Annotated in this window: 21 protein-coding genes; 9 read left to right on the top strand and 12 right to left on the bottom strand. The window is 33.2% G+C overall.

Translation table 11 applies throughout. From position 1 onward, the window contains the following. Window positions 1–22 precede the first annotated feature (22 nt). Both JE46_RS04350 and sufD read left to right on the top strand, forming a co-directional pair. Window positions 23–391 (top strand): four helix bundle protein, encoded by a 369-nt coding sequence (locus JE46_RS04350; RefSeq protein ID WP_031454043.1) that lies wholly within the window; start codon window positions 23–25, stop codon window positions 389–391. 115 nt (window positions 392–506) lie between these two features. Next, window positions 507–1,823: a Fe-S cluster assembly protein SufD gene (gene sufD / locus JE46_RS04345; RefSeq protein ID WP_031454042.1), complete on the top strand. Its 1,317-nt coding sequence runs from the start codon at window positions 507–509 to the stop codon at window positions 1,821–1,823. 90 nt (window positions 1,824–1,913) lie between these two features. On the opposite strand, the gene JE46_RS04340 is transcribed toward sufD, so the two are convergent. After that, on the bottom strand, window positions 1,914–2,873 hold the full coding sequence (locus JE46_RS04340; protein WP_031454041.1) for an MBL fold metallo-hydrolase: 960 nt from the start codon (window positions 2,871–2,873) through the stop codon (window positions 1,914–1,916). 171 nt (window positions 2,874–3,044) lie between these two features. Between JE46_RS04340 and amaB the strand changes: the two genes are divergently transcribed. After that, the gene (amaB, locus tag JE46_RS04335; RefSeq protein WP_031454040.1) at window positions 3,045–4,598 is read left to right on the top strand and encodes an L-piperidine-6-carboxylate dehydrogenase; all 1,554 of its coding nucleotides are present in this window, start codon (window positions 3,045–3,047) and stop codon (window positions 4,596–4,598) included. Between the two features lie 74 nt (window positions 4,599–4,672). Here amaB and JE46_RS04330 read toward each other — a convergent pair whose 3' ends face one another. The 5 genes from JE46_RS04330 to JE46_RS04310 all read right to left on the bottom strand — a co-directional run bounded on the left by JE46_RS04330 (window position 4,673) and on the right by JE46_RS04310 (window position 13,551). Further along, the gene (locus JE46_RS04330; RefSeq protein ID WP_031454039.1) at window positions 4,673–7,159 is read right to left on the bottom strand and encodes a pectate lyase family protein; all 2,487 of its coding nucleotides are present in this window, start codon (window positions 7,157–7,159) and stop codon (window positions 4,673–4,675) included. A gap of 462 nt (window positions 7,160–7,621) precedes the next feature. Continuing rightward, window positions 7,622–10,453 (bottom strand): pectate lyase family protein, encoded by a 2,832-nt coding sequence (locus tag JE46_RS04325; protein ID WP_031454038.1) that lies wholly within the window; start codon window positions 10,451–10,453, stop codon window positions 7,622–7,624. Window positions 10,454–10,897: 444 nt separating this feature from the next. Beyond that, entirely contained in the window at window positions 10,898–11,428 is a 531-nt protein-coding gene (locus tag JE46_RS04320; RefSeq protein WP_031454037.1) for a DUF6646 family protein, read from the bottom strand. A 43-nt stretch (window positions 11,429–11,471) separates the two neighbouring features. Beyond that, window positions 11,472–12,197, bottom strand: a complete 726-nt coding sequence (locus JE46_RS04315; RefSeq protein ID WP_031454036.1) for a metallophosphoesterase family protein — start codon at window positions 12,195–12,197, stop codon at window positions 11,472–11,474. 157 nt (window positions 12,198–12,354) lie between these two features. Continuing rightward, a complete protein-coding gene (locus JE46_RS04310) occupies window positions 12,355–13,551 on the bottom strand; it encodes a C1 family peptidase (RefSeq protein ID WP_031454035.1) in 1,197 nt (398 codons plus the stop codon). A gap of 242 nt (window positions 13,552–13,793) precedes the next feature. On the opposite strand from JE46_RS04310, the gene JE46_RS04305 reads away from it, so the two are divergent. Both JE46_RS04305 and JE46_RS04300 read left to right on the top strand, forming a co-directional pair. Next, window positions 13,794–14,591 (top strand): AraC family transcriptional regulator, encoded by a 798-nt coding sequence (locus JE46_RS04305; RefSeq protein ID WP_031454034.1) that lies wholly within the window; start codon window positions 13,794–13,796, stop codon window positions 14,589–14,591. A 78-nt stretch (window positions 14,592–14,669) separates the two neighbouring features. After that, on the top strand, window positions 14,670–15,530 hold the full coding sequence (locus JE46_RS04300) for a CPBP family intramembrane glutamic endopeptidase (RefSeq protein ID WP_031454033.1): 861 nt from the start codon (window positions 14,670–14,672) through the stop codon (window positions 15,528–15,530). Between the two features lie 151 nt (window positions 15,531–15,681). Here the strand turns inward: JE46_RS04300 and pyk are convergent, their stop codons facing one another. The 5 genes from pyk to JE46_RS04275 form a co-directional block, all read right to left on the bottom strand. Then, window positions 15,682–17,115, bottom strand: coding sequence for a pyruvate kinase (pyk, locus tag JE46_RS04295; RefSeq protein ID WP_031454032.1), 1,434 nt, complete (start codon window positions 17,113–17,115; stop codon window positions 15,682–15,684). A 5-nt stretch (window positions 17,116–17,120) separates the two neighbouring features. Then, on the bottom strand, window positions 17,121–17,609 hold the full coding sequence (locus tag JE46_RS04290) for an IPExxxVDY family protein (protein ID WP_031454031.1): 489 nt from the start codon (window positions 17,607–17,609) through the stop codon (window positions 17,121–17,123). Window positions 17,610–17,734: 125 nt separating this feature from the next. After that, a complete protein-coding gene (gene rnc / locus JE46_RS04285) occupies window positions 17,735–18,475 on the bottom strand; it encodes a ribonuclease III (RefSeq protein WP_031454030.1) in 741 nt (246 codons plus the stop codon). Between the two features lie 8 nt (window positions 18,476–18,483). Further along, window positions 18,484–19,737, bottom strand: a complete 1,254-nt coding sequence (fabF, locus tag JE46_RS04280; RefSeq protein ID WP_031454029.1) for a beta-ketoacyl-ACP synthase II — start codon at window positions 19,735–19,737, stop codon at window positions 18,484–18,486. Between the two features lie 178 nt (window positions 19,738–19,915). Next, window positions 19,916–20,152, bottom strand: a complete 237-nt coding sequence (locus JE46_RS04275; protein WP_007137004.1) for an acyl carrier protein — start codon at window positions 20,150–20,152, stop codon at window positions 19,916–19,918. A 175-nt stretch (window positions 20,153–20,327) separates the two neighbouring features. Between JE46_RS04275 and purN the strand changes: the two genes are divergently transcribed. Both purN and rnhA read left to right on the top strand, forming a co-directional pair. After that, on the top strand, window positions 20,328–20,891 hold the full coding sequence (gene purN / locus JE46_RS04270; RefSeq protein ID WP_031454028.1) for a phosphoribosylglycinamide formyltransferase: 564 nt from the start codon (window positions 20,328–20,330) through the stop codon (window positions 20,889–20,891). Window positions 20,892–20,970: 79 nt separating this feature from the next. Continuing rightward, window positions 20,971–21,447 carry a ribonuclease HI gene (gene rnhA, locus JE46_RS04265; RefSeq protein WP_031454027.1) on the top strand — a complete coding sequence of 159 codons (477 nt, stop codon included), beginning with the start codon at window positions 20,971–20,973 and terminating at the stop codon, window positions 21,445–21,447. 53 nt (window positions 21,448–21,500) lie between these two features. Here rnhA and JE46_RS04260 read toward each other — a convergent pair whose 3' ends face one another. After that, window positions 21,501–21,851 (bottom strand): DUF6249 domain-containing protein, encoded by a 351-nt coding sequence (locus JE46_RS04260; protein ID WP_031454026.1) that lies wholly within the window; start codon window positions 21,849–21,851, stop codon window positions 21,501–21,503. A 334-nt stretch (window positions 21,852–22,185) separates the two neighbouring features. Between JE46_RS04260 and JE46_RS04255 the strand changes: the two genes are divergently transcribed. Both JE46_RS04255 and JE46_RS04250 read left to right on the top strand, forming a co-directional pair. Beyond that, on the top strand, window positions 22,186–22,770 hold the full coding sequence (locus JE46_RS04255; protein ID WP_031454025.1) for an RNA polymerase sigma factor: 585 nt from the start codon (window positions 22,186–22,188) through the stop codon (window positions 22,768–22,770). Continuing rightward, complete coding sequence (locus tag JE46_RS04250) at window positions 22,757–23,152, top strand: hypothetical protein (protein ID WP_031454024.1); 396 nt, start codon at window positions 22,757–22,759, stop codon at window positions 23,150–23,152. Before JE46_RS04255 ends, JE46_RS04250 begins: the two co-directional genes overlap by 14 nt.

The following is a 23,152-nucleotide window of genomic DNA, read 5'->3' as shown; positions in this document are numbered from 1 at the left end:
AGTCATAAAGTCCAAAAACTAAATGAGTAAGTTCCGATCTTTTGAAGAAATAAATTCCTGGCAAAAATCTCGAATCTTCAATAAGAAAATATATTTGATTACTGAAAATTGTAATTTCAAAAAAGACTTTGATTTTGTTAGACAAATAAGACGTGCATCACTTTCTATATCATCAAATATTGCAGAAGGTTTTGAGAGAAATACAGACAAAGAGTTTATTTACTTTTTATATGTAGCCAAAGCATCTGCAGGAGAAGTTAGATCTCAATTATATTTAGCTTTTGATTTAGAATACATTATAAAAGAAGAATTTGAAATGCTTTTAGAATCGATAACCGAAATTTCGAAACTAATAAGTGGTTTTATTAAATATTTAAGTCAAAAATTATAAAGTCAAAAGTTGAAAAATTTTACACATTCAGCTTTCTTTATGAGTTATCACAAAATAGTCGACAATCTAAAGTCTTTCGACTTTCGACTTTCGACTTTAAGACTAAAAAAGAACAATGGATTTAAAAGAAAAATTAGTATCGTCTTTTATGGCTTTTGAAGAGCGTGTCGATGTACATTCAGATTTACATGACATACGTACAAATGCCTTAAAAAACTTCGAAAATAAAGGTTTCCCAACCAAAAAAGAAGAAGCCTGGAAATACACATCGCTAAATGCCATCTTAAAAAATGACTTTACGGTTTTTCCAAAGCAGGAAAATGCAATCGAATTCAATCAGGTAAAAAAATACTTTTTACACGAAATTGACACTTATAAATTAGTTTTTATAGATGGTGTTTTCAGTTCGCATTTGTCTTCTACAACACACGACGGAATTGATGTTTGTCTGATGTCATCGGCATTGACCAAACCAAAATATAAAATGGTAATTGATACCTACTTCAATCAAATTGCAAGCAAAGATGACAGTTTGACTTCATTGAATACTGCTTTTGCAATTGAAGGTGCCTTTATCAATATTCCAAAGAAAAAAGTAGCAGATAAGCCAATTGAGATCATGTATTTCTCAACAGGAAATGAAGCTGCTTTAATGGTTCAGCCAAGAAATTTGATTATTGTGGGTGAAAATTCACATGTTCAAATTATCGAGCGTCACCAAAGTCTGAATGAAAATCCGGTTTTAACCAATTCGGTTACAGAGATTTTCGCTCAAAAACGTGCCATTGTCGATTATTATAAAATTCAAAACGATAATAGCGAAGCAAACTTAGTAGACAATACTTATGTTTCTCAGCAACAAGAAAGTCATGCTTATGTTCATACGTTTTCATTTGGAGGAAACTTAACTCGTAACAACTTAAACTTTTACCATTTCGGAGAAAGATTAACGAGTACGCTTAACGGAATTTCTATCCTTAATGACAAACAACACGTAGATCATTATACTTTGGTAAACCACGCACAGCCAAACTGCGAAAGTTTCCAGGATTATAAAGGAATTTTCTCTGATCGTTCGACAGGAGTTTTCAACGGAAAAATTTTAGTTAACCAAATAGCTCAAAAAACAAATGCTTTCCAAAAGAGCAATAATATTTTATTGAGCGACAAAGCAACAATCAATGCAAAACCTCAGTTAGAGATTTTTGCTGATGATGTAAAATGCTCTCACGGATGTACGATTGGACAGCTTGACGAAACCGCAATGTTCTACATGCAGTCTCGCGGAATTCCACAAAAAGAAGCTAAAGCTTTATTAATGTACGCATTCTCAAATGCTGTTATTGAAAGCATTAAAATACCTGAATTAAAGCAAAGAATCACTAAAATCATTGCTACGAAATTAGGCGTGAATTTAGGATTTGATTTGTAAAAATTCTGATTCTATAAAATACAAAACCGACAAGTTAAAATTTGTCGGTTTTTTTTACACCAATTACTTCAAAACAAATCCTTAAATTATTTACAATTCAAAACTTTTCCCTTGTTCAGGAAAAATAAATTTCAATCCTAAATCATTCTGAGTTTTCAACTGTTCCTTAATTTTTATAATATTTTTTGCAGGTGGTTTTAAATGTGTAATTATTATTTTAAATCCGTTTAAAGAATTTTCCCCAGTTAATTCCTCTAATTTATGAAGCTCATCCGTCAGATATTTTGGTGTAAGATGCCCAAATAAAAACTGATCAGGCTGCTCATTCGGGAAAGAGACTTCTATAAAAATGCCTTTTAATTCTTTACTTCGGATTAATGGAGCAACCGCTGTCCATAACTCTTTTAAATTATTGTTTTTTTCTACTGCATCCGGACCTGTATCACCAAGATATAAAATGTAATTATTATTGTTTCTAATTAAAAAAGCAGTGCTTTCGTAGGGGTTTACATGGCTTAACGGAAAAGACTTTACCGTCATCGCCGTATTGGTAATTGGAATTTCTTCTCCTATATTTAAAGTCTGAAAATGATAGCGTTTGATGTGAAAACCAGGTCCCTCATCGCCAAAATTAGCCCAGGTCTGATCATTAAAATAATGGTTTTCCATCATCTCCATACATTTTTTTGTAGCATAAACTGTTTTTGAAGAATCTGCCGGGGAGTTAATTATCAAACCCGAAACATGGTCTAAATGAGCATGAGAAATTAAATATCCTTTAATATATTTTCGTAAAACTTCACTTGCTGAAACCTTGAATATCTTATTCTCAATAGCTTTTTCTATTCCTGAATTAATAGTTCCGGCATCCAGACAAATGTAATCTTTCGTATTAGAAGGTGCCAATAAATAGGCAGAAAGGTTTTTTTCATCAATTCCGCCCTTAACTCCCAAAGGAACAACCTGAAAAGATGACTTTTGAACTTTTTGGGAAAATGAATTAACTGATAGTAAAATCAAACAACCCAAAAGCATTTTTATAATTTTCATACCCATATTTTTATGATTACAAATTTCATCAATTAAGATGAATTTAGTTGCTTGTATTTTCGAAAATCCTGTAAAATAACGCTAAATTTACTTTGCACTCCAATGATAAAATTCAATCTTAAAACAATATCTTTACGTAAAAATATAACATTTTAAACTAAAAAAGTTACAATGACAACGATAGCGTCTCAATTTGGAATAAATGAAGCTCTAGAAAAATTGGGCATCAAATTTATAAATGAAGGAACCTCAACGGGTCTGGAAAATTTTTCATCCGGAGAAATTTTAGACAGCTATTCTCCAGTTGACGGAAAATTAATTGCATCTGTAAAAATGTCCACAGCTGAAGATTATGAAAAAGTTATGCAATCAGCAACTGAAGCTTTCAAAACATTTCGTTTGATTCCGGCACCACAACGCGGAGAAATTGTGCGCCAATTTGGAGAAAAATTACGCCAAAACAAAGAAGCTCTTGGAAAATTAGTTTCGTATGAAATGGGTAAATCATTACAGGAAGGTTATGGCGAGGTACAGGAAATGATTGATATTTGTGACTTTGCTGTAGGTTTATCACGCCAATTACACGGATTAACGATGCATTCCGAAAGACCCGGCCACCGTATGTACGAACAATATCATTCATTAGGAATTGTAGGAATCATTTCAGCATTTAATTTTCCGGTGGCTGTTTGGTCCTGGAATACTGCCCTGGCATGGATTTCCGGAGATGTTTGTGTGTGGAAACCTTCTGAAAAAACACCTCTTTGCGGAATTGCCTGCCAAAATATAATTGCTCAGGTTATCAAAGAAAATAATTTACCGGAAGGCATTTCATGTCTCATAAACGGTGATTATACTATTGGAGAATTAATGACAGCTGATAATAGAATTCCGTTAATTTCTGCAACCGGATCAACCCGAATGGGAAAAATAGTAGCTCAGGCTGTTGCCGGACGTTTAGGTAAATCATTATTAGAATTAGGAGGAAACAATGCTATTATTGTTACTCCCGATGCAGATATCAAGATGACCGTAATCGGAGCTGTTTTTGGTGCTGTTGGAACTGCCGGACAGCGTTGTACCTCAACCAGAAGATTAATTATTCACGAAAGTATTTATGACAAAGTAAAAGAAGCCCTTATTGCTGCCTATAAACAATTACGTATCGGAAATCCGCTTGACGAAAACAATCATGTAGGACCATTAATTGATATTCATGCTGTCGAAATGTATGCTAAAGCCCTGAACAGAGTTGTTGCAGAAGGCGGAACAATTTTAGTTGAAGGCGGTGTGCTTTCCGGCGAGGGTTATGAAAGCGGCTGTTATGTAAAACCCGCAATTGCCGAGGCAGAAAACTCCTTTGAAATAGTACAACATGAAACCTTTGCTCCAGTTTTATACCTCATAAAATATTCGGGTGAAGTTGATAATGCTATCGAAAAACAAAATGGCGTAGCTCAGGGACTATCCTCTGCAATTATGACAAACAACTTACGCGAAGCAGAACGATTTTTATCTGTTACAGGCTCTGATTGCGGAATTGCAAATGTAAACATAGGAACCTCCGGTGCCGAAATTGGAGGTGCTTTTGGAGGAGAAAAAGAAACGGGAGGCGGAAGAGAATCCGGTTCTGATGCCTGGAAAATCTATATGAGACGCCAGACAAATACAATTAATTATACCACAAGCCTGCCATTGGCACAGGGCATTAAATTTGATTTATAGTATTTAATTAAATCATAAAAGGCTTCCAAATTTCGGAAGCCTTTTACTTTTAAAAAATAATGGTTAGTTAGTTATTATTTCTTAATTATAATTTTTGTCGTCAAACTGTTTTCGGTATAAACTTTTACCAAATAACTGCCATTGGCAAGATGACTCATGTCAATTGTGTTATTATTTCCTGCTTGTGAATTTACCAGTGCCCCCGTCAAATTATACACTTCTACTTTTTGAATCGCTTTATCTGAATCGATATTCAACTCGTTTGAAACCGGATTTGGATATAAAGTTAGTTTAGCAGAAGCAACTTCTTCTTCTACTGAACCATGAGATGACATACGCGCCGTAGTGTTATATGTCGCACTAATGTAATACAGATTTGCTACAGAACCCTTTGTTATCGTATTTGCTCCTGCAGGAAGAGAAACTGTAACCACTCCTGATGTTGCCGTATAAGAGACATTATTAACTTTTATTGTTCCTGTAAAGTTAGAATCGAATACCAATGTTAATGTTGAAGCAGCAGTCGTTGTATAAGTTATAGCTGTACTGGACTCAATTTTTAAACGAGCTGTTAATGTTAATCCAGCATAACTTACTGAGCCCGAGGTAGAATTCATATTTCCGGTAATCGTGTAAAACGAACTTGTTTTTCCGGAAACTGTAAAATTATGTATTTGATTTCCTGAAGCAGTACCTGTAACAGTAATAGTACCTGATCCGTTTGCCGCTGTACCTGTTCCGGTCGTAACAATTGAATAAGACAAAGTTCCTGTTGGTGTTCCCGTTATGGTGATTGTTTTTGCTGTACTGTTTTTTACAAAAGTAATACCTGATGCAGGCAATCCCGTTACAGTGGCATCTGTTGCACTTCCTCCCCAGGTAAAAACTATTGAACTAATTGCTGTACCGCTTGTCACAGTTTGGTTGTTATTAGTCGTTGACGTAAGCGTCTGATTGCTGACAACACTTGTTTCACCCTGTACTGAAACTAATGTTCCTGCATAATTTGTAAGAGCCGATTTTAATGCTGTAATTACTGTAGAAGATACATCATCAACCGAATTATCAAAAGTCCATTTTAAATCTCCTCCGGAAACACGGCCTGAATACTGTGTTATTTTAGTTTGTGCTACCGCAGGCTGGTCTATTACCAGATTTTTAATGTATAATGCGGCATTGGTATCAAAGTTATTATAACTATTCCCTCCCAGTTTTGATTTTATACTGCTGCTAATAACTTCGCCTCTGGTTGCGGTTTCTATAGCATCAAACTCTACAGGATAATTAGTGGCATTATACGGAACGTAACGTGTCTGACCAGTCATAGTATTGTTGAATGCTTTAATTGTCCCACCGGCTTCGCCAGAAAAAGTCCCCGCAGTATCATAAAAGATATCTGTTCCTTGTTTAGACGTAAGCATAGGATATTTACAATTTCGGAAAACATTTCCTTCCATGAATAAAGAAGAACCCAATGTTGATCCGGCTCCATATTTTGAATTTCCATCATAATAATTGTTATAAATATGTGCAGAATAATAACGAACTCTTGGATGTCGAGAATCAGAATGATCAAACCAGTTATGGTGATACGTAATATATAAACCTGTTGTGGTTCCTTCACTCAAACCTAAAAGACTCGCTTTTCCACTATCCCAAAAATGATTATAGGACAATGTAATGTATGTTGATGACTTATTATCTAATGCGCCATCACCTTTTATCTGGTCAGCATCACTACCTGCATCTCCATAGAATAAATCGCAGTTATGAACCCAGATGTGATCATTGTCCTGTTGCATTCCAACATTATCTCCTGCTGTACTATTACAATTCATAAATCCAATATTACTAACTTCAATATTGGAGGCAGACTTAAGGCGTACTCCCCAGCCATTGGCAACTGCATCATTACCAATACCTTCTAAAGTCACATAACTTGATACATTATTGGCATTTTCGATAACGACATCTCCGCCTTCCATGACCGACATATCAGTAATATTTCCTAATAAGCGAATGATAAACGGACGAGTATCTTTCCCTTTTTTAATGGCATACAAAATATTTTGCAGACCTACACACGGATTTGCACTTGCTCCGGTAATATCAATTGAAATTGTATTCTTTGTATTTTGTGAAATGTATAGAATCACCGCTCCATCTTTAGGAGTACCATCGACTTTATATCCTCCGGGAACGCGGCCGCCATCAAAAGCAAAACCATTGCGATCCTGAGCTAATACCGTCAAAGAACCCGTTGTAGTCCCTGTTCCTTCAACTCCGGAAATAACCGGTTTTACTTTTACCGTATAAGTTCCTGCTTTTAGCCCTGGAATATCGGCACGATAATAAGCCCCATAGCTACGAATTAATTGATTATCAATTTTTTGGTCTATAAAACCGTTTCCGGTATAATAAACATTATAGGTTTGTGCATTACTTACGGGTTGCCATTTTACAAAAGCCGATTCAAGCCAGCCAACCGCTTCATTAATTTGCTGTGACCGTGTTTGTAGAGAAACAAACAAAATGGTCAATAAAAATAATTTTTTTCTCATGTGGTTTTGGTTAATTGATAGTTATAAAGTGTTTTTTATTTTTATCGACATACCATTTCAAAAAATGTAATCGATTACTCAAAAGTATATAAAATCTAATTATTCATAATATTTTTGTAATAAAAAAACATATTAAATAAAAATTATTACAGTTAAATAAATTAAATGTAATTTGTTGCATAAAATGTAATAAATTACATACATTAAAAAATCCTTATTTTACAATACTTAACAAACCATGCAAATTTTCTTTTTAACAAATAATAACTCAAATAATGCTTTTTGTTTTATAAATTTAAATCTGTTAAACATTTAAATTTGTATAAGAAAAATATTATTATTTATAATTTCAGAAGCTAAAAATCTATTCTTAAACTATGCTCAGACTCATTCTAAAAATATATTAAGTTATAAACAAAAAAGGCTTCCAATTGGAAGCCTTTACTGAAATTTAATTTTCAATTATTTTTTGATGATTTTTTTAACAACAACTCCTTCATCTGTAAATACTTTTACCAAATAATTGCCCGTAGCTAAATTACTTACATCTACAGAATCAACTTCACTGATAATACTTTTTACCACAGTTCCTGATAAACTATAAATAACAACGCTGCTCACTTTTTGATTCTCTGAAGAAATATACAATTGCCCTGAAACAGGATTTGGATACAAGAATAATTTAGAAGCTTCAACACTATCACCTAAACCCAATGTTGCATAAGATGTTTTGATGTAATATAAATTTGGATTTGAAGTAGACCCTTTGACAATTGTGTGCGTACCTGCAGGAATTGATGGTATAGTCGCAATTCCATTTACTATATTGTAATTATTTGAGTCAAGTTTAATATTTCCATTATAGGTTGGGTCAAATATTAAGATTAAAGTGGATACAGCAGTCGTTGTATAAGTGATGCTTGTTGCGGATTCAATTTTCAAACGTGCTGTTAAATTTTCACCATCATAAGACGTAGATCCAGCAGTACTATTCATGTTAGCTGTTGATCCAAAAGTATAAAATGAGCTAGTTTTTCCTGTTTTTGTAAAATTATGTATTTGATTCCCAGAAACAACTGCATTCACCGTAATAGTCCCAGATACCGCAACAGGAGTTCCCACACTACCCGAAGTAATTGCAGTAAAAGTAGCAGAACCAGTAGCGGTTGGTGTTCCAGATATTGTAATGGTTTTAGCAGCAACATCTTTTGTCGCTGTAAGACCACCATTCAATCCGCTAACATCAGAATCAGTAGCATCTCCACTCCAGGTTAGCACTATAGGAGCTATAGCAGAACCAACTGTTATTGTTTGGTTATTGTTACTTGTAGAAGTAAGCACTTGGCTGCTTGGAGGCAACATTGTGATTGTTCCTGAATCTGAAGCAGAAGTTCCGGTACTTCCGATAGTACTAACTGTATATTCCATAGTTTCAGTAGGGATTCCTGAAAGAGTTAATGTTTTTGCAGTAGTATTTTTTGTTGCTGTGATTCCATTAGGCAATCCCGTTGCAGCTGCATCCGTAGCGTCACCACCCCACGTAAATACAATATTAGTTATTGCAGTGCCACTTGATACTGTTTGATTGTTGTTGTTAGTAGTAGCAACTAAGGTTTGATTTCCCGGAACTGCAACTTCACCCTGAACTGCCACCATTGCCGAAGTATAATTAGTAAGAGCCGTTTTTAACGCTGTAATTACAAGTGAGGATTTATCATCAACCGAATTATCAAATGTCCATTTTAAATCACCGCCAGATACACGTCCGGCATATTGCATCACTTTTGTTTTTGCATCAGCAGGCGATTCAATTACCAGGTTTTTTACATATAATGATGCATTTGTATCAAAATTATTATACGTATTAGCGCCTGATTTTGATGTAACTGTAGCAGGAACAACTTCTCCTCTTGTTGTTGCCAAATAAGCATCAAAATCAGTTGTAGAACTAATTTTACCAGCAATATTATATAAAGGATTTGGATCTGCATAAGCCACAAAACGCATGCTATTAGTTCCTAAATCAATATCAAATGTATTATTAAATGCTTTTATACTACCTCCTGCTTCTCCTGAAAATGTTCCCATTGTACCTGCGTTATTTACCTGATTCGCAGAATCCCAAACATCAGTACCCTGAAGCGATGTCATCATGGGATTCTTACTATTACGATAATAATTCCCTTCAATAAACAAAGAAGATCCTAACGTTGAACCCGAACCATATTTAGAATTTCCATCAAAATAGTTATTATAGATGTGTGCAGAATAGTAACGAACACGAGGGTGTCGGGAATCAGAATGATCAAACCAATTGTGATGATAAGTAATATAATATCCGGTTGTAGTTCCTTCACTTAAACCTAAAAGACTTGCTTTCCCACTATCCCAAAAATGATTGTATGATAATGTGATATAAGTTGAATTTTTATTATCTAATGCACCATCCCCTTTAATCTGATCGGCATCACTACCGGCATTTCCATAAAACAAATCATTATTATGAACCCAAATATGATCATTGTCCTGTTGCATTCCAATATTATCTCCCGCAGTGCTATTACAGTTCATAAAGCCAAGATTACGAACTTCAATGTTAGAAGCCGATTTAAGACGAACTCCCATTCCGTTTACTACAGCATCATTTCCTACACCTTCCAATGTAAGGAAACTACTGGCATTGTTGTTATTTTCTATTGTAATATCACCACCTTCCATTACAGTCATATCTGTAATGTTTCCAATTAAACGAATAATAAAAGGACGTGTATCTTTTCCTTTTTTAATCCCGTATAAAATATTTTGTAAGCCAACACAAGGATTTGCACTTGCTCCTGTAATATTCATCGAAATTGTATTTTTTGTGTTTTGAGTAATATAAAGAATCTGAGCTCCAGCTTTAGGCGTTCCATCTGAATTATATCCTCCCGGAATACGACCACCATCAAAAGCAAAACCATTGCGATCATGAGCCAAAACAGTTAAAGAGGATGTTGTTGTGCCCGTTCCTTCAACATTAGCCGTAACAGGTTTTACCGTCAAGGTGTACGTACCAGCTGCAATACCAGGGATATCTGCACGAAAATAACTACCATAACTCCGAATAAGAGGCCCATCAATCTTTTTGTTTGTTTCTCCGCCACCTGTATAATAAACATTATAACTGTCTGCTCCTGCAACAGCAGACCATTCAACAAAAGCAGACTCCAGCCATCCTGATGATTTTGTAATAGTTTGCGCCTCAATTTTTACCGAGATAAAAAGTAAAGCCATGTAAAGTAAAATTCTTTTCATAATTGTGGTTTAGTTAGATAGATAATTTAAGTAGTTTAAGAGATCAAAAAACACTATTAAATGTAATCGATTACACGAAAATAAATAAAATTCTCTAATTCAAAAAAAAATTATAATAAAAATGTATATAATTAAAAAAATACAATTAATAAATATAAATACCATATCTATAACGTTATAGTCAAAACTAAATGAAAAAGCCCGTAAATAAAGTCATCCCTAATAAAAACTGAATTTTATTTTAAAAATCCATTTGGAAAATGAAAAAATTCAAACAACAGAATATTCCTATTTATAATTTCGTCTTAAAGCAAATCAATTAAATCATCGTTTTATTATTTAATTCTAAATCTAACCTGTCTAAGTTTTTGGAATTAAAAAAGGCGACAATTTGAAATTTCAAATTGTCGCCTTTTTATAAGAAAGCTGCTTTTATATTATTCCTTATAAATTAAAGGATGCTCCCAAACTAAAAGTAAACTGATTATTTAAGTGATCAAACATATCATTATCATCACTATATTTTGCAATTGGAAACCCAAGTTCAGTAAAAACACCAAATCCTTCAGTAAAAAGGTAACGGCCTCCTACGTGACCTCCAAAATTTTTAAGCCCTAAACTTAGTCCGGGATAAATGTCTAATTTTTCATCGACATTAAAAACATTTCCAATATTAGCATTTATTCTGAATTTTGCATCGAAACGATCTTTAAAATCTGGTTTTACATTATTATATGGAGTTTCACTACCATTATAAAATCCTGAAAATTCGTTTACTCCCAATAAATAAGAACCAACAAAACCATAAGAAAAATTTTCAGCCAAACCAAAATCAACTGAGCCCTGAATTCCTGAACCTCCATCCTGAATATTCGCACCTACATTAACTTTTATATCTCCTTTTCCTTTAAAAGCTTGTTGCGCTTGTGTAATTCCGAATAATGTCAGAAATAATAATGTGATAACTTTTTTCATAAACCTTAAATATTTTTTATTAGCAAAAATAGAATTTTACAACTTAATTTCTTCCTCTTTCATTAGAATACAATTCGTTTAAAGGCTCACTTTGCCAAAATTCTTTTGTATCCACATTCATTATTGTCAAAGGTCCTTTGAAAGCCGCCCCGGTATCTATATTCCAAACGCATGCTTTATTAACCGGAACTGTTTCTCCAATACGGCTAACCGGAGTATGACCTATAAAAATTTCCTTATATAAGGTAAATCTTTTGGGATAATATAAATCTTCTTTATTCATATTTGGATCTACCGAAAGAGCTGTTTCCCATAAAGTTCTGTCCCAATAAAATAATTTAGGGAAATATTCATAAGCAACACCATTTAAATTCGTAAAACCTGCATGTACGAATAATCGATTTTCTTCATCGAGATGATAATCCTGCAGTGATTCTAAAAATTTTATATGCACCTCTTTTTGTTTTTCATTTAATTTTGCATAAGCCAAAACTGTGGCTTCTCCTCCATGCTGATACCATAGTTCATTGTTTTTAGCATTTTTAAGCCATTCTAATAATAACTCATCATGATTACCTCTAATACAAATACAGTTTTGTTTACTTTGAAGATGAATCAAATAATCAATTACCTGTGGAGACTGACTCCAGCCATCAACATAATCTCCAAGAAATATTAAGGTGTCTTTTTCAGTAACTTCAGCTTTTTTCATCACTTGTTCAAGGGCAAGTAAACCACCATGAACGTCGCCAATAACAAATGTTCTCATTTTTAATTATTTAATCCGGAATACAAAAATATAGAAAATGATCTGCTTTAAACATTAACTCGTCAATCTAATTTATATTGCTAATATAAACGTAAATCCCGAGAACCTTATAAATTTGTTTTAGGTTCCCGGGATAATTTAGAATTTTATAAAAAAATTAAACGCCAAGTTTTTTTGCAATTTCTATTGGAATTCCTCCTTTATTTACCATTAAGGCTGTTGTTTTATATTTTACAAAATTTTTAGTTACGAAAAGGAAACCTCTATAGTCGTTTGTTTCCCCCCATGAATTTTTCACAATATAGTATTCCTTTCCGGTTTGATCTTTTGCCAGACCAATAATATGCATACCATGATCATCTGTAGTCTGGTAATTATCAAAAGCTTCCTGACGCATTTCAGGTGTAATTTCCGGTTCTGCTTTTGGGCCATTGAACATATCAGCTTTTTCATCTGCCGTCATGTCATCAAATTTTTTAGCAGAAACATAAGCAACACCGTTTTTCCAGCTAAAACTTTTTTCACTCACATCAGTTGCCCACGCTACTGTATAACCCTTCTTTAAAGCATTGTCAATAACATCAGTCATATCATTTACTTTAATATTGTAAACCTGATCAAAAGACCAGTTGTCCGGTACAGCCAAAAGTGTTTTTTGATAATAAGGAGCTGTAGTAAATGATGACATCTCAACATATTCATCTGGATTAATTCCTACCACTTCTTTTGCAAAACTTTGGGGTGTATAGTTTTTTCCTTTGTATGCAAAATTATCCGGAACTTTTCCTAAGTAAGAATCAATAACAGCGGCATACGCTTTTTCCCAGCTTGGCGTCAGCTGACCATTTGGATTTTTAACAACAGCCGTCAAGACTCCTTCAATAAGAGCTGCCATTTCTCCAAATTTATTTTTATCAGTTCCATAGTTTAGCCCTGTGTAAACTTCTCTTGGAACTGTTCCGTATTTTTTATACATGTTAATTACATCATGCAAAGATCCTCCGTCACCCAAAGTAACAGCTCCATGCATGCGTACATAATTTTTTCCTTTTTCAACATATACATTTCTTGCAGAAAAAATCTGAGACAATTCAACCGGCTGTTTTCCTAAACGAATCATTTCAGATTCCAGAAAAGAATTTGTAGAATAACTCCAGCAAGTCCCTGAAGAACCTTGTAATTTTACCGAAGTCGTTCCTAAATTAATCACTTCAGTGAACTTAAAATTTTCTTTGCTTTTATCACTTGCATTAAGCTTTAGTGAATTTACTAAAATGTCTTGTGCGAAACCGCCACTGACACCTGCCAAAAAAACAGACGCAGCAAAAACTGATTTCATCGTAATTTTATACATAATCAAATGATTTAAATAGTTGACTCATTAGTAGCCCTTATTTTATTTTTGTTACAAATCAATTAAATATTAAGTAAAAAAACTATTATTTTTCAGTTAATATTTATACAATGTTTTTATTAAGCAGCCAAACCTTACAAATTCTTCAAAAAGCAACCATTAATCAAAAAAGTCCTTTTTTAATATTTTAATTTCTTAATAAATAGTATTTTTAGTTTTTAAATACCATCAAAAGTCCACGAATGTACGAGCTCGAAAAGGAGAAATATTTAGGCAATACGAAAAACATTTTCAACACCACACAAGGTATTTCAGTGGTCGAAACTGAGTATCAAAATAAAGTTTACGAAGGTTGGCATTCACATAATAATGCACATATTACACTTTTTCTGAAAGGCGGAACAACCGAAAAACGAAAAAATTTTAGTGAAACAGTAGGTTCGGGCTCATTATTATTTTATCACAGTGATGAACTACATCTAAATCAAAATACTCTTTTTCCGTCCAGGAATATTAATATCGAAATTGAAGAAAATTTTCTTAAAAACCTTCAATTAACTGAAAACATTCTCGAAAAAGCAATTCAGAATTCTGTACTTACAAAATTTTTAATTTTAAAAATTTTTAAGGAAACAATCACTGCGGATGCATTTTCCAGCGATAGTATTACGATGTTATTTTCTCAATTATCGAATACTCATAAGCATTTAGACAGATATGAAAAAAGTCCGTATTGGGTAAAAAGCCTAAATGAATTATTAAACGATTGCTGGAATGAGAATCCAAACCTTCATGATCTGGCACAGGTTTTACAACTAAATCCGATTACGATATCCAAACATTTTCCAAAATATTTTGGGTGCACGCTGGGTGAATATATGCGACGAATCAAAATAAACCGTTCACTTTCACTTATACAGTTAAACCAAAGCAATTTAACTGAAATTAGCTTAGAATGTGGGTTTGCTGATCAAAGCCATTTTATCAGAACCTTCAAAAACCTAACCGGATTTTTACCAAAGCAATTCCAAAAACTATAAGGCAGGCAAATTTCATTCTATTTTTTGGTTAAGCATCGATCTACATTTGCTTCAAATTAATACTTAAACCAAATCGAAATGGAAACCCTTACTACAAAACAAAAAATATTTAAATCACCTGTAACCAAGATGATTCTTGCATTACTTGTTTTTATGACAGTTGTTATTATCGGACAGCAGATTGCTTCAAAATTACTTGCCCTGACTCCACTAGACAAAGACTATAGAAACCTTTTAAAGGGACTTTTTGTTTCGACATCATGTGTGTTAAGCTATATTCTTTTCTTTAAAAAATACGAAAAAAGAACTGTAACAGAATTTGCTTCAAAAGGAATTGCAAAAAATCTTATCATTGGAATTTCGGTTGGCTTTATACTGCAATCGTTAACTATTTTAGTAATTTACCTAAACGGAAGTTATAGTGTTACGGCTGTAAACCCGGTTTCATTTATCCTGATTCCTTTTGCCATTATGTTTACAGTGGCTATTATAGAAGAAATATTGGTTCGCGGAATTATATTTAGAATTTTAGAAGAAAAACTGGGAAGCTATATTTCGCTTACCATTTCATCAGTTCTGTTTGGTGTTTTTCATCTGGCAAATCCTCACGGAACTTTGCTTTCGGGAATATGCATAACCACCGCAGGTTTTTTATTTGGAGCTGCTTATATTTACAGTCGTAGTTTATGGCTGCCAATTGCTTTACACTTTGCCTGGAACTTTACACAGTCGGGAATATTTGGCGCCATTACATCAGGAAACGAAAAAACAAATAGCTTACTTGAATCCAAAATACAAGGTGCTGAATATATTACAGGTGGGGAATTTGGTCCTGAAGGATCAATTCAGGCTATTGCCTTCTGTGTGGTTGCAACAATAGTATTTTTAATTTTAATTCATAAAGAAAATAAAATTATTAAACCCTCCTGGAAAAGATAGCACTTATAATTCATATCTCACAAATTACCTATGAACCCCAGATAATTAAAAATTATCTGGGAGTTTTTATTTCATCATGTCTAATTTTTTTTCCTAACAAAAAAATCCACCCGATAACCGGATGGATTTTAAATATCTATTTTGAAAAAAATTATTCTATTTCAGAAACTCTCATGGTATTTACCATTCCTTTATCTTTGATTGGCATAGCAGCAAGATTAATTAAATAATCTCCCTTTACAGCATAACCTTTTTCTACAGCAATTTGATTTACATCAGTTACTGTATCATCAGTACTATTTTCATTATCATAGAAAAATGATTTAACTCCCCATAATAAATTCAATTGTGTTAGAATTCTTCTGTTTGAAGTAAACACTAAAATATGTGCCGATGATGGTCTCCAGGCCGAAATTTGAAAAGCAGTGTAACCACTATTTGTCAATGTACAAATTGCTTTTGCCTGAATTGTATTAGCCATTAAAGCCGCTTGTTGGCAAATTGTTTTAGTAATAAAACGTTTTGTTTTTATTTGTGGTGTGTTTTGTGGAACATGAATAAGCGGAGAGTTTTCAACAGCTTCACAAATTTGAGTCATTTTTTGAATTACCTGTACAGGATAGTTTCCTGTAGCAGTTTCTCCTGACAGCATCACCGCATCAGCTCCATCCATTACAGAGTTTGCAACGTCATTTACCTCTGCTCTTGTTGGTGTTAAGCTTGTAATCATTGTTTCCATCATTTGAGTAGCAACGATAACAGGAATTCTGGCAGTTTTAGCTCTTCGGATTAAGTCTTTTTGAACTAATGGTACTTCATGCGCAGGAAGTTCAACTCCTAAATCTCCACGAGCCACCATTAAAGCATCACAATATGCTACAATTCTATCCATGTTCTCTAAAGCTTCCGGCATTTCAATTTTAGCAACGATCGGAATTTTAACATCTGAATGTTTAGCAATTAATTCCTGTAAGTCTTGTAAATCACGAGGCGTTTTTACAAACGAAAGCGCAATCCAGTCTACTTTTTGCTCAATAGCAAAAATAGCATCTGCAATATCTTTTTCTGTTAATGCCGGTAAAGAAATCTTTGTATTTGGAAGATTAACTCCTTTTTTAGATTTTAATTCTCCACCCTGAATAACTTTAGCAACAACTTCTGTTTTTTTATCCGTTGAAACGATCTCAAAAATAAGTTTACCATCATCAAGTAAAATACGCTCTCCTTCATTCACATCATTTGGAAAGTTTTGATACTTCATAAATACTCTTTGAGCATTTCCTACAATATCTTCTGCAGTTGTAAAAGTGATTAAATCACCATCGTTAACTGTAGTTCCTTCTTCCATTACTCCTACTCTAAGTTTAGGCCCCTGCAAATCTCCTAATATTGCAGTAGTATAACCAAACTCTTCATTTAAGCCTCTAATAATATTAATTTTCTCTTTTACACCTTCATAATCAGCATGCGAAAAGTTAACTCTAAATACATTTACACCTGCGTCGATCATATCTTTAATGATCTCTTTCGTTCCACATGCAGGTCCAAGTGTGGCTACAATTTTGGTTTTTTTGTTTGTAAGCATTTTTTTTAAAAAATTAAATTGTTTTTTGATTTTATTTTATTGATATCTACAGCATAAATAGCTGCGATACTCTCAATTGTATTTAGCTTTTGCTGTATTTCTGAAAAGTTTATAGCCTCACCGCTATTATCTATTTTCAGGAAAAAATCTACTTTTTTGAATTCAGGAAGTAAATGAATTGTTGTTGAAACCTCACTATTTTCATTGGAAAACAAATTCTGAAAATCATTCGTACTCACTGAAATGATTTCATTTTTATTCTGAATCAAATTCCATGAAAGGGCTTTGTCGGTGTCATAATAATAGAATCTGGAAAAATTTGTCTCGCCCTCCTTAGTCTGAGCATGAATCTCGTTTTTGCTCTTACTTAAGTTTATCGGAAGCTTTTTATTAATAAAATAAGCCAATCTATAATCTTCTAAAGAAGTATGGATCGCCATTAAATAATAATCAATTTCGTCAAATTCGTCTAAATCTAATCTATGAATAGCCATTTCATAAAATATCAAGCTGTAAATATACTATTTCTATCGTAGCATCAATAGTTAAGAACAGCATGTTTTTGTTAATTTATAAACGAAAACGTTATAGCATTAGGAATATTACACTACTTTTCGTGTTATTTCTTATCCATTTTTTCCTGAAATGCAAAATATGCACGTTGCGAAGCTTTCTCTTCTGCTTTCTTTTTTGAAGTTGCTCTTGCTCTTGCAATTATTTTATCGTCTATACTTAATTTAACGCCAAACAAACGCTGCCCATCAATTCCGTTATCTTCAAAAATATCATAATGAAAGATTCTCTTTTCTTTTTGACACCATTCGATAACCAGACTTTTATAACTAATTACTTTTCCTTCAAGTCGTGCTATATCAACATAGGGTATAATGACTCTTTTTTGAATAAATTTTTCACAAAAAGAGTACCCCCTATCTAAATAAATAGCACCTATAAGTGCTTCAAAAATATTTCCGTGAATATTTTCACCAAAATGCTGAATAGGCACTTTACTCTCAACAAACCTTACTAAATTTAAATCTTTTCCCAGTTCGTTCAAGTGTTCCCTGCTTACAATCTTAGAGCGCATTTTAGTCAAATAACCCTCATCACCGTTTGGTGCTTTATTAAACAAATGTGCAGCAATAACAGAACTTAACATAGCATCACCTAAAAATTCAAGTCTCTCGTAATTAATTGGATTACCTAATTCATCTAATTTATTAGAAGAGCGATGTGTAAATGCTTTCTTGTAAAATTCCATAGTAATTGGCTGAAAACCAAGAATTTTCTGAATAGTGTCAAAAAAAATCCCGTCTTCTTGAGAACGGGATTTTGAAAATATTTTTTTGATAATATTCATAGACAAGACTAGTCAACTAATTTTTTAAACAACACACAAGCATTGTGTCCACCAAAACCAAAAGTGTTACTCATTGCAACATTAACTTCTCTTTTTTGAGGTTTGTTTAAGGTAAGATTCAATGAAGGATCAATATTTTCGTCTACGACAGTATGATTAATCGTTGGGGGAACAATACTGTGCTGCATAGCTAAAATCGAAGCAATTGCCTCAATAGCACCAGCTGCACCAAGTAAGTGACCAGTCATTGATTTTGTTGAATTTATATTGATGTTTTTTGCATGGCTTCCAAACACAGCACTGATCGCTTTTAACTCAGCTACATCTCCAAGAGGAGTAGAAGTTCCGTGTGTGTTGATATGATCAACATCTTCCGGGTTCATTCCTGCATCTCTTAAAGTGTTTTTCATTACTGCAATAACTCCAATTCCTTCAGGATGCGGTGCAGTTAAGTGATAAGCATCAGATGACATTCCACCGCCGCCTATTTCGCAGTAAATTTTTGCGCCTCTTGCTTTAGCATGTTCGTATTCTTCAAGTACCAATGCTCCTGCTCCTTCCCCTAAAACAAAACCATCTCTGGTAGCATCAAAAGGTCTGGAAGCTGTTTCCGGGCTTTCGTTTCTTGTAGATAAAGCGTGCATGGAACTAAAACCTCCCATACCTGCAATAGTAACTGCTGCTTCTGAACCTCCAGACACAATAACATCACACATTCCTAAACGAATATAGTTGAAAGCGTCAATTAAAGCATTTGCAGAAGAAGCACAAGCTGAAACAGTTGTATAATTAGGCCCCATATAGCCATTACGCATAGAAATATGTGCTGGTGCAATATCGGCAATCATTTTAGGAATAAAGAAAGGATTGAATTTTGGAGTTCCATCCCCTTTTGCATAATACATTACTTCATCCTGAAAAGTTTCCAAACCTCCAATTCCGGCTCCCCAAATAACTCCAACTCTTTGTTTGTCGATATTTTCGTCTGTTAATCCAGCATCTTTAATAGCTTCATCACTGGCCGCAACTGCATATTGAGCAAATTTATCTAATCTGCGCGATTCCTTGCGGTCCATATAATCTTCAATATTGAAGTTTTTTACTTCGCAGGCAAACTTAGTTTTATGTTTCTCTGTATCATAATACGTAATAGGGGCAGCACCGCTAACTCCATTAATAAGTGCATCCCAATATTCCTGGATATTATTTCCAATAGGAGTAAGAGCACCTAGTCCTGTAACAACAACTCGCTTTAATGCCATAAAAATGTATTTTGTGTCTTTAACAAATAAAACCCATGCTTTCTTAACTATAGTATTTACTTAAGAGCCATGGGCATTACAATATAAATATATCTTTTGATTGTATACCAATCTAAATTTAAATTTTAAAAAAAATAATAACACCCGGTTTATACCATATAAACCGGGTGTATATTTATTATTTTTTAGCTTCCTCGATATAAGAAATAGCTTGACCAACAGTAGCAATGTTTTCTGCTTGATCGTCCGGAATTTGAATATCAAATTCTTTTTCGAATTCCATAATAAGCTCAACAGTGTCTAATGAGTCAGCTCCTAAATCATTAGTGAAGCTTGCTTCTGTTACAACTTCGTTTTCGTCAACACCTAATTTGTCTACGATAATCGCTTTTACTCTTGATGCAATGTCTGACATAATCTTTAATTTTAGAATTTAATTTGTTGGCAAAAATAAAAAACTTTATTTTAAAACAACTATTTAGTTAATAAATGTGTTACTAATTTATAAAATTAATTTCAAGAAAGGTCTTTTAATACTATTTATTTTGATTTTTTATTCCGTTTTTTGCATTCTCAAAATAAATTTGATTATGAAAAAAATTGTTGTTTTTGCCTCAGGTTCAGGAAGTAATGCAGAAAATATTATCAAACACTTTAAAGAAACCAAAATTGCAAAGGTCGTTTCTGTCTTTACAAATAATCCAAATGCAAAAGTCATTGAAAGAGCAAAAAATCATCAAATTCCTGTCGAAATCTTCTCAAAAAACGAACTTTTAGAACGAAATGTATTACAAAAAATACAGGAAATCAACCCGGATCTGATCGTTCTGGCTGGATTTTTATTGAAATTCCCTGAAAACATAATTGAACTGTATCCAAATAAAATTATCAATATTCACCCTGCACTTTTACCTAATTATGGAGGGAAAGGTATGTACGGAATACACATACACAGGGCTATAGTCAATAATAAGGAAAAAGAAACAGGGATTTCTATCCATTATGTAAACGAACATTATGACGAAGGTGCCATTATTTTTCAGGCAAATGTTGCCCTAACCGACCAGGATACTCCCGAAACAGTCGCAGAGAAAATCCATGAATTAGAACAAAAACATTTCCCTGAGATTATTCAAAGGTTATTAAGCGAATGAATACCAATCCAAAATAATTACAATACAAAAAATCAATTTTAGATTAGTTTAATCAATCTGAAATCTGAAATACAAAACAATGACTCACGAAGTACACATATATACAGACGGCGCTGCAAAAGGAAATCCCGGTAATGGCGGCTATGGAGTCGTTATGGAATTAGTTGGAACACCCCATAAAAAAGAGTTTTATGAAGGTTTTCGTTTAACAACAAATAACCGAATGGAACTTTTGGCTGTAATTGTTGGTTTAGAAAAACTGAAAAAGCCAAATATGAAAGTCCTTGTGATTTCAGACTCAAAATATGTTGTCGATTCCGTTGAGAAGAAATGGATTTTAGGCTGGGAAAAAAAGAAATTTGCAGGCAGAAAGAATCCAGATTTATGGAAACGGTTTTTAGTTGTTTATCGCAAACATCAGGTTGATTTCAAATGGATTAAAGGCCATAATAATCATCCTCAAAACGAACGCTGTGATCAATTGGCTGTAATGGCATCGATGCAGCCTAAACTTTCTGTAGACACATATTACGAAACCATTGGATCTAAAGAATAAAAAAACGCATCAAATAATTTTTGATGCGTTTTTTCGTTACTTACTTCATTTTTTTATCCTTCTTTATCAATATCTTTTGCTGTTTTAAAGCCAACCAAAAGTCCAATACCGGCCATTACAAAAATAATTGAAGGGTAAACCGCTCCATCATTTAATGAAGTGTAGGTTGTAATTAACAAAGCAATAAAAATTCCGACACCACTGCCTATTAACAAGAAAGCAAGATTTACAACAAAAATTTTCCAGGCAGAACCGCCTTTCCCTCTTCCTTTTAAAAATATACTGGCATCAACACCTTTTTCGATAAGAGCCAGACGTTCTCTGTTTCTTGTTGAGTAAATAAGATAGACAATCCCAAAGATTGTTGCACAAAAACTAAATGGTACTAATATTTCCGGTCCCATAATTTATATTGTTTTAATTGATTGATACTTCATATGACGATATCTTTTAAATTGAGGTTACAGGTTTTGGTGAAAAATTTCAATTTTTAAATTAAAAACTCGAAAACCTACTGATTTTCAGCTAATTTTAAACATCATTAAAAGCATTTAATTTCAAAATACGAGTCGAAATGACAAAACGCATGAACCATTTTATAAATGTAAGTTTTTGTCAAAGTTCAATCCTTAATTATATATGTAAAATATCGAAGTTGAAATTTTGGAAATTTAAAAAACTGGAATTTATTTTTAAAATTCTTGTAACCTCAAAGAACAAATTGTCGTCCTATATAATATGAGTACAATACCTGATCAACATTATATCGATAAAATCCTTCAGGGCGAAACAAGTTCTTTTGCCGTGCTGATTGACCGTTATAAGGATATGATTTTTACATTGGCCCTGAAAATGGTCAAAAACAGAGAAGAAGCAGAAGAAGTTGCTCAGGACACATTTATCAAAATATATAATTCACTGAGTAAATTTAAAGGCGTTTCTAAATTTTCGACCTGGATTTACAAAATAGCATATAACACCTGTTTAGATCGTCTGAAGAAAAGCAAAAAGGATGAAAACAATATTTCGATAGATGAATTTTCGGCACACTTAATTAAAACGATGGACAATGCTTTAAGTGCTTTGGAAGAGAAAGAACGAAAGCAGACGATTCAGAATTGTCTAAATTTATTACCAAGTGACGAGAATTTTCTCCTAACTTTATTTTATTTTGAAGATCAGAATTTAGAAGAAATAGGTAAAATCATGAATATTAATGCTAATAATGTCAAGGTAAAATTATTTAGAAGCCGACAAAAATTAGCTGTAATTTTGAAACAGCAATTAGAACCAGAAATAATAGAATGTTATGAAAGAAAATGATAAAGAAATAGAAAATCTAATTGAGAAAATGATGGCCGAAAACACTTTGGAATCGCCATCTGCCGACTTTACGTCCAATTTAATGTCACATATTCTTGTGGCTGAAAAAGCAAAAATTAAGCCTTATAAACCTTTGATTTCCATTTCAACATGGATTTTTATCGGAATTGCTTTGGCTGTTTTGGTCCTTTATAATATCTTTTTTGCCGGAGCAGAAAATAATATAGAAATTGGAAAATCGTATACCGATAAAATTTCGGCAACTGTTTCCGGGATTCATATTTCTAAAACTACATTGTATGCAATCTTAATTGTTCCTTTTATGATTTTGGTTCAGGTTGGGGTTTTAAAGAATTATTTTAATAAGAAATATCAGGTGTGA

The organism is Flavobacterium chungangense LMG 26729, from assembly GCF_000735715.2.
Lineage (GTDB): Bacteria > Bacteroidota > Bacteroidia > Flavobacteriales > Flavobacteriaceae > Flavobacterium > Flavobacterium chungangense.
Note: the sequence above shows the minus strand (reverse complement) of the source record. Positions and strands in the feature narration are given on the sequence as shown.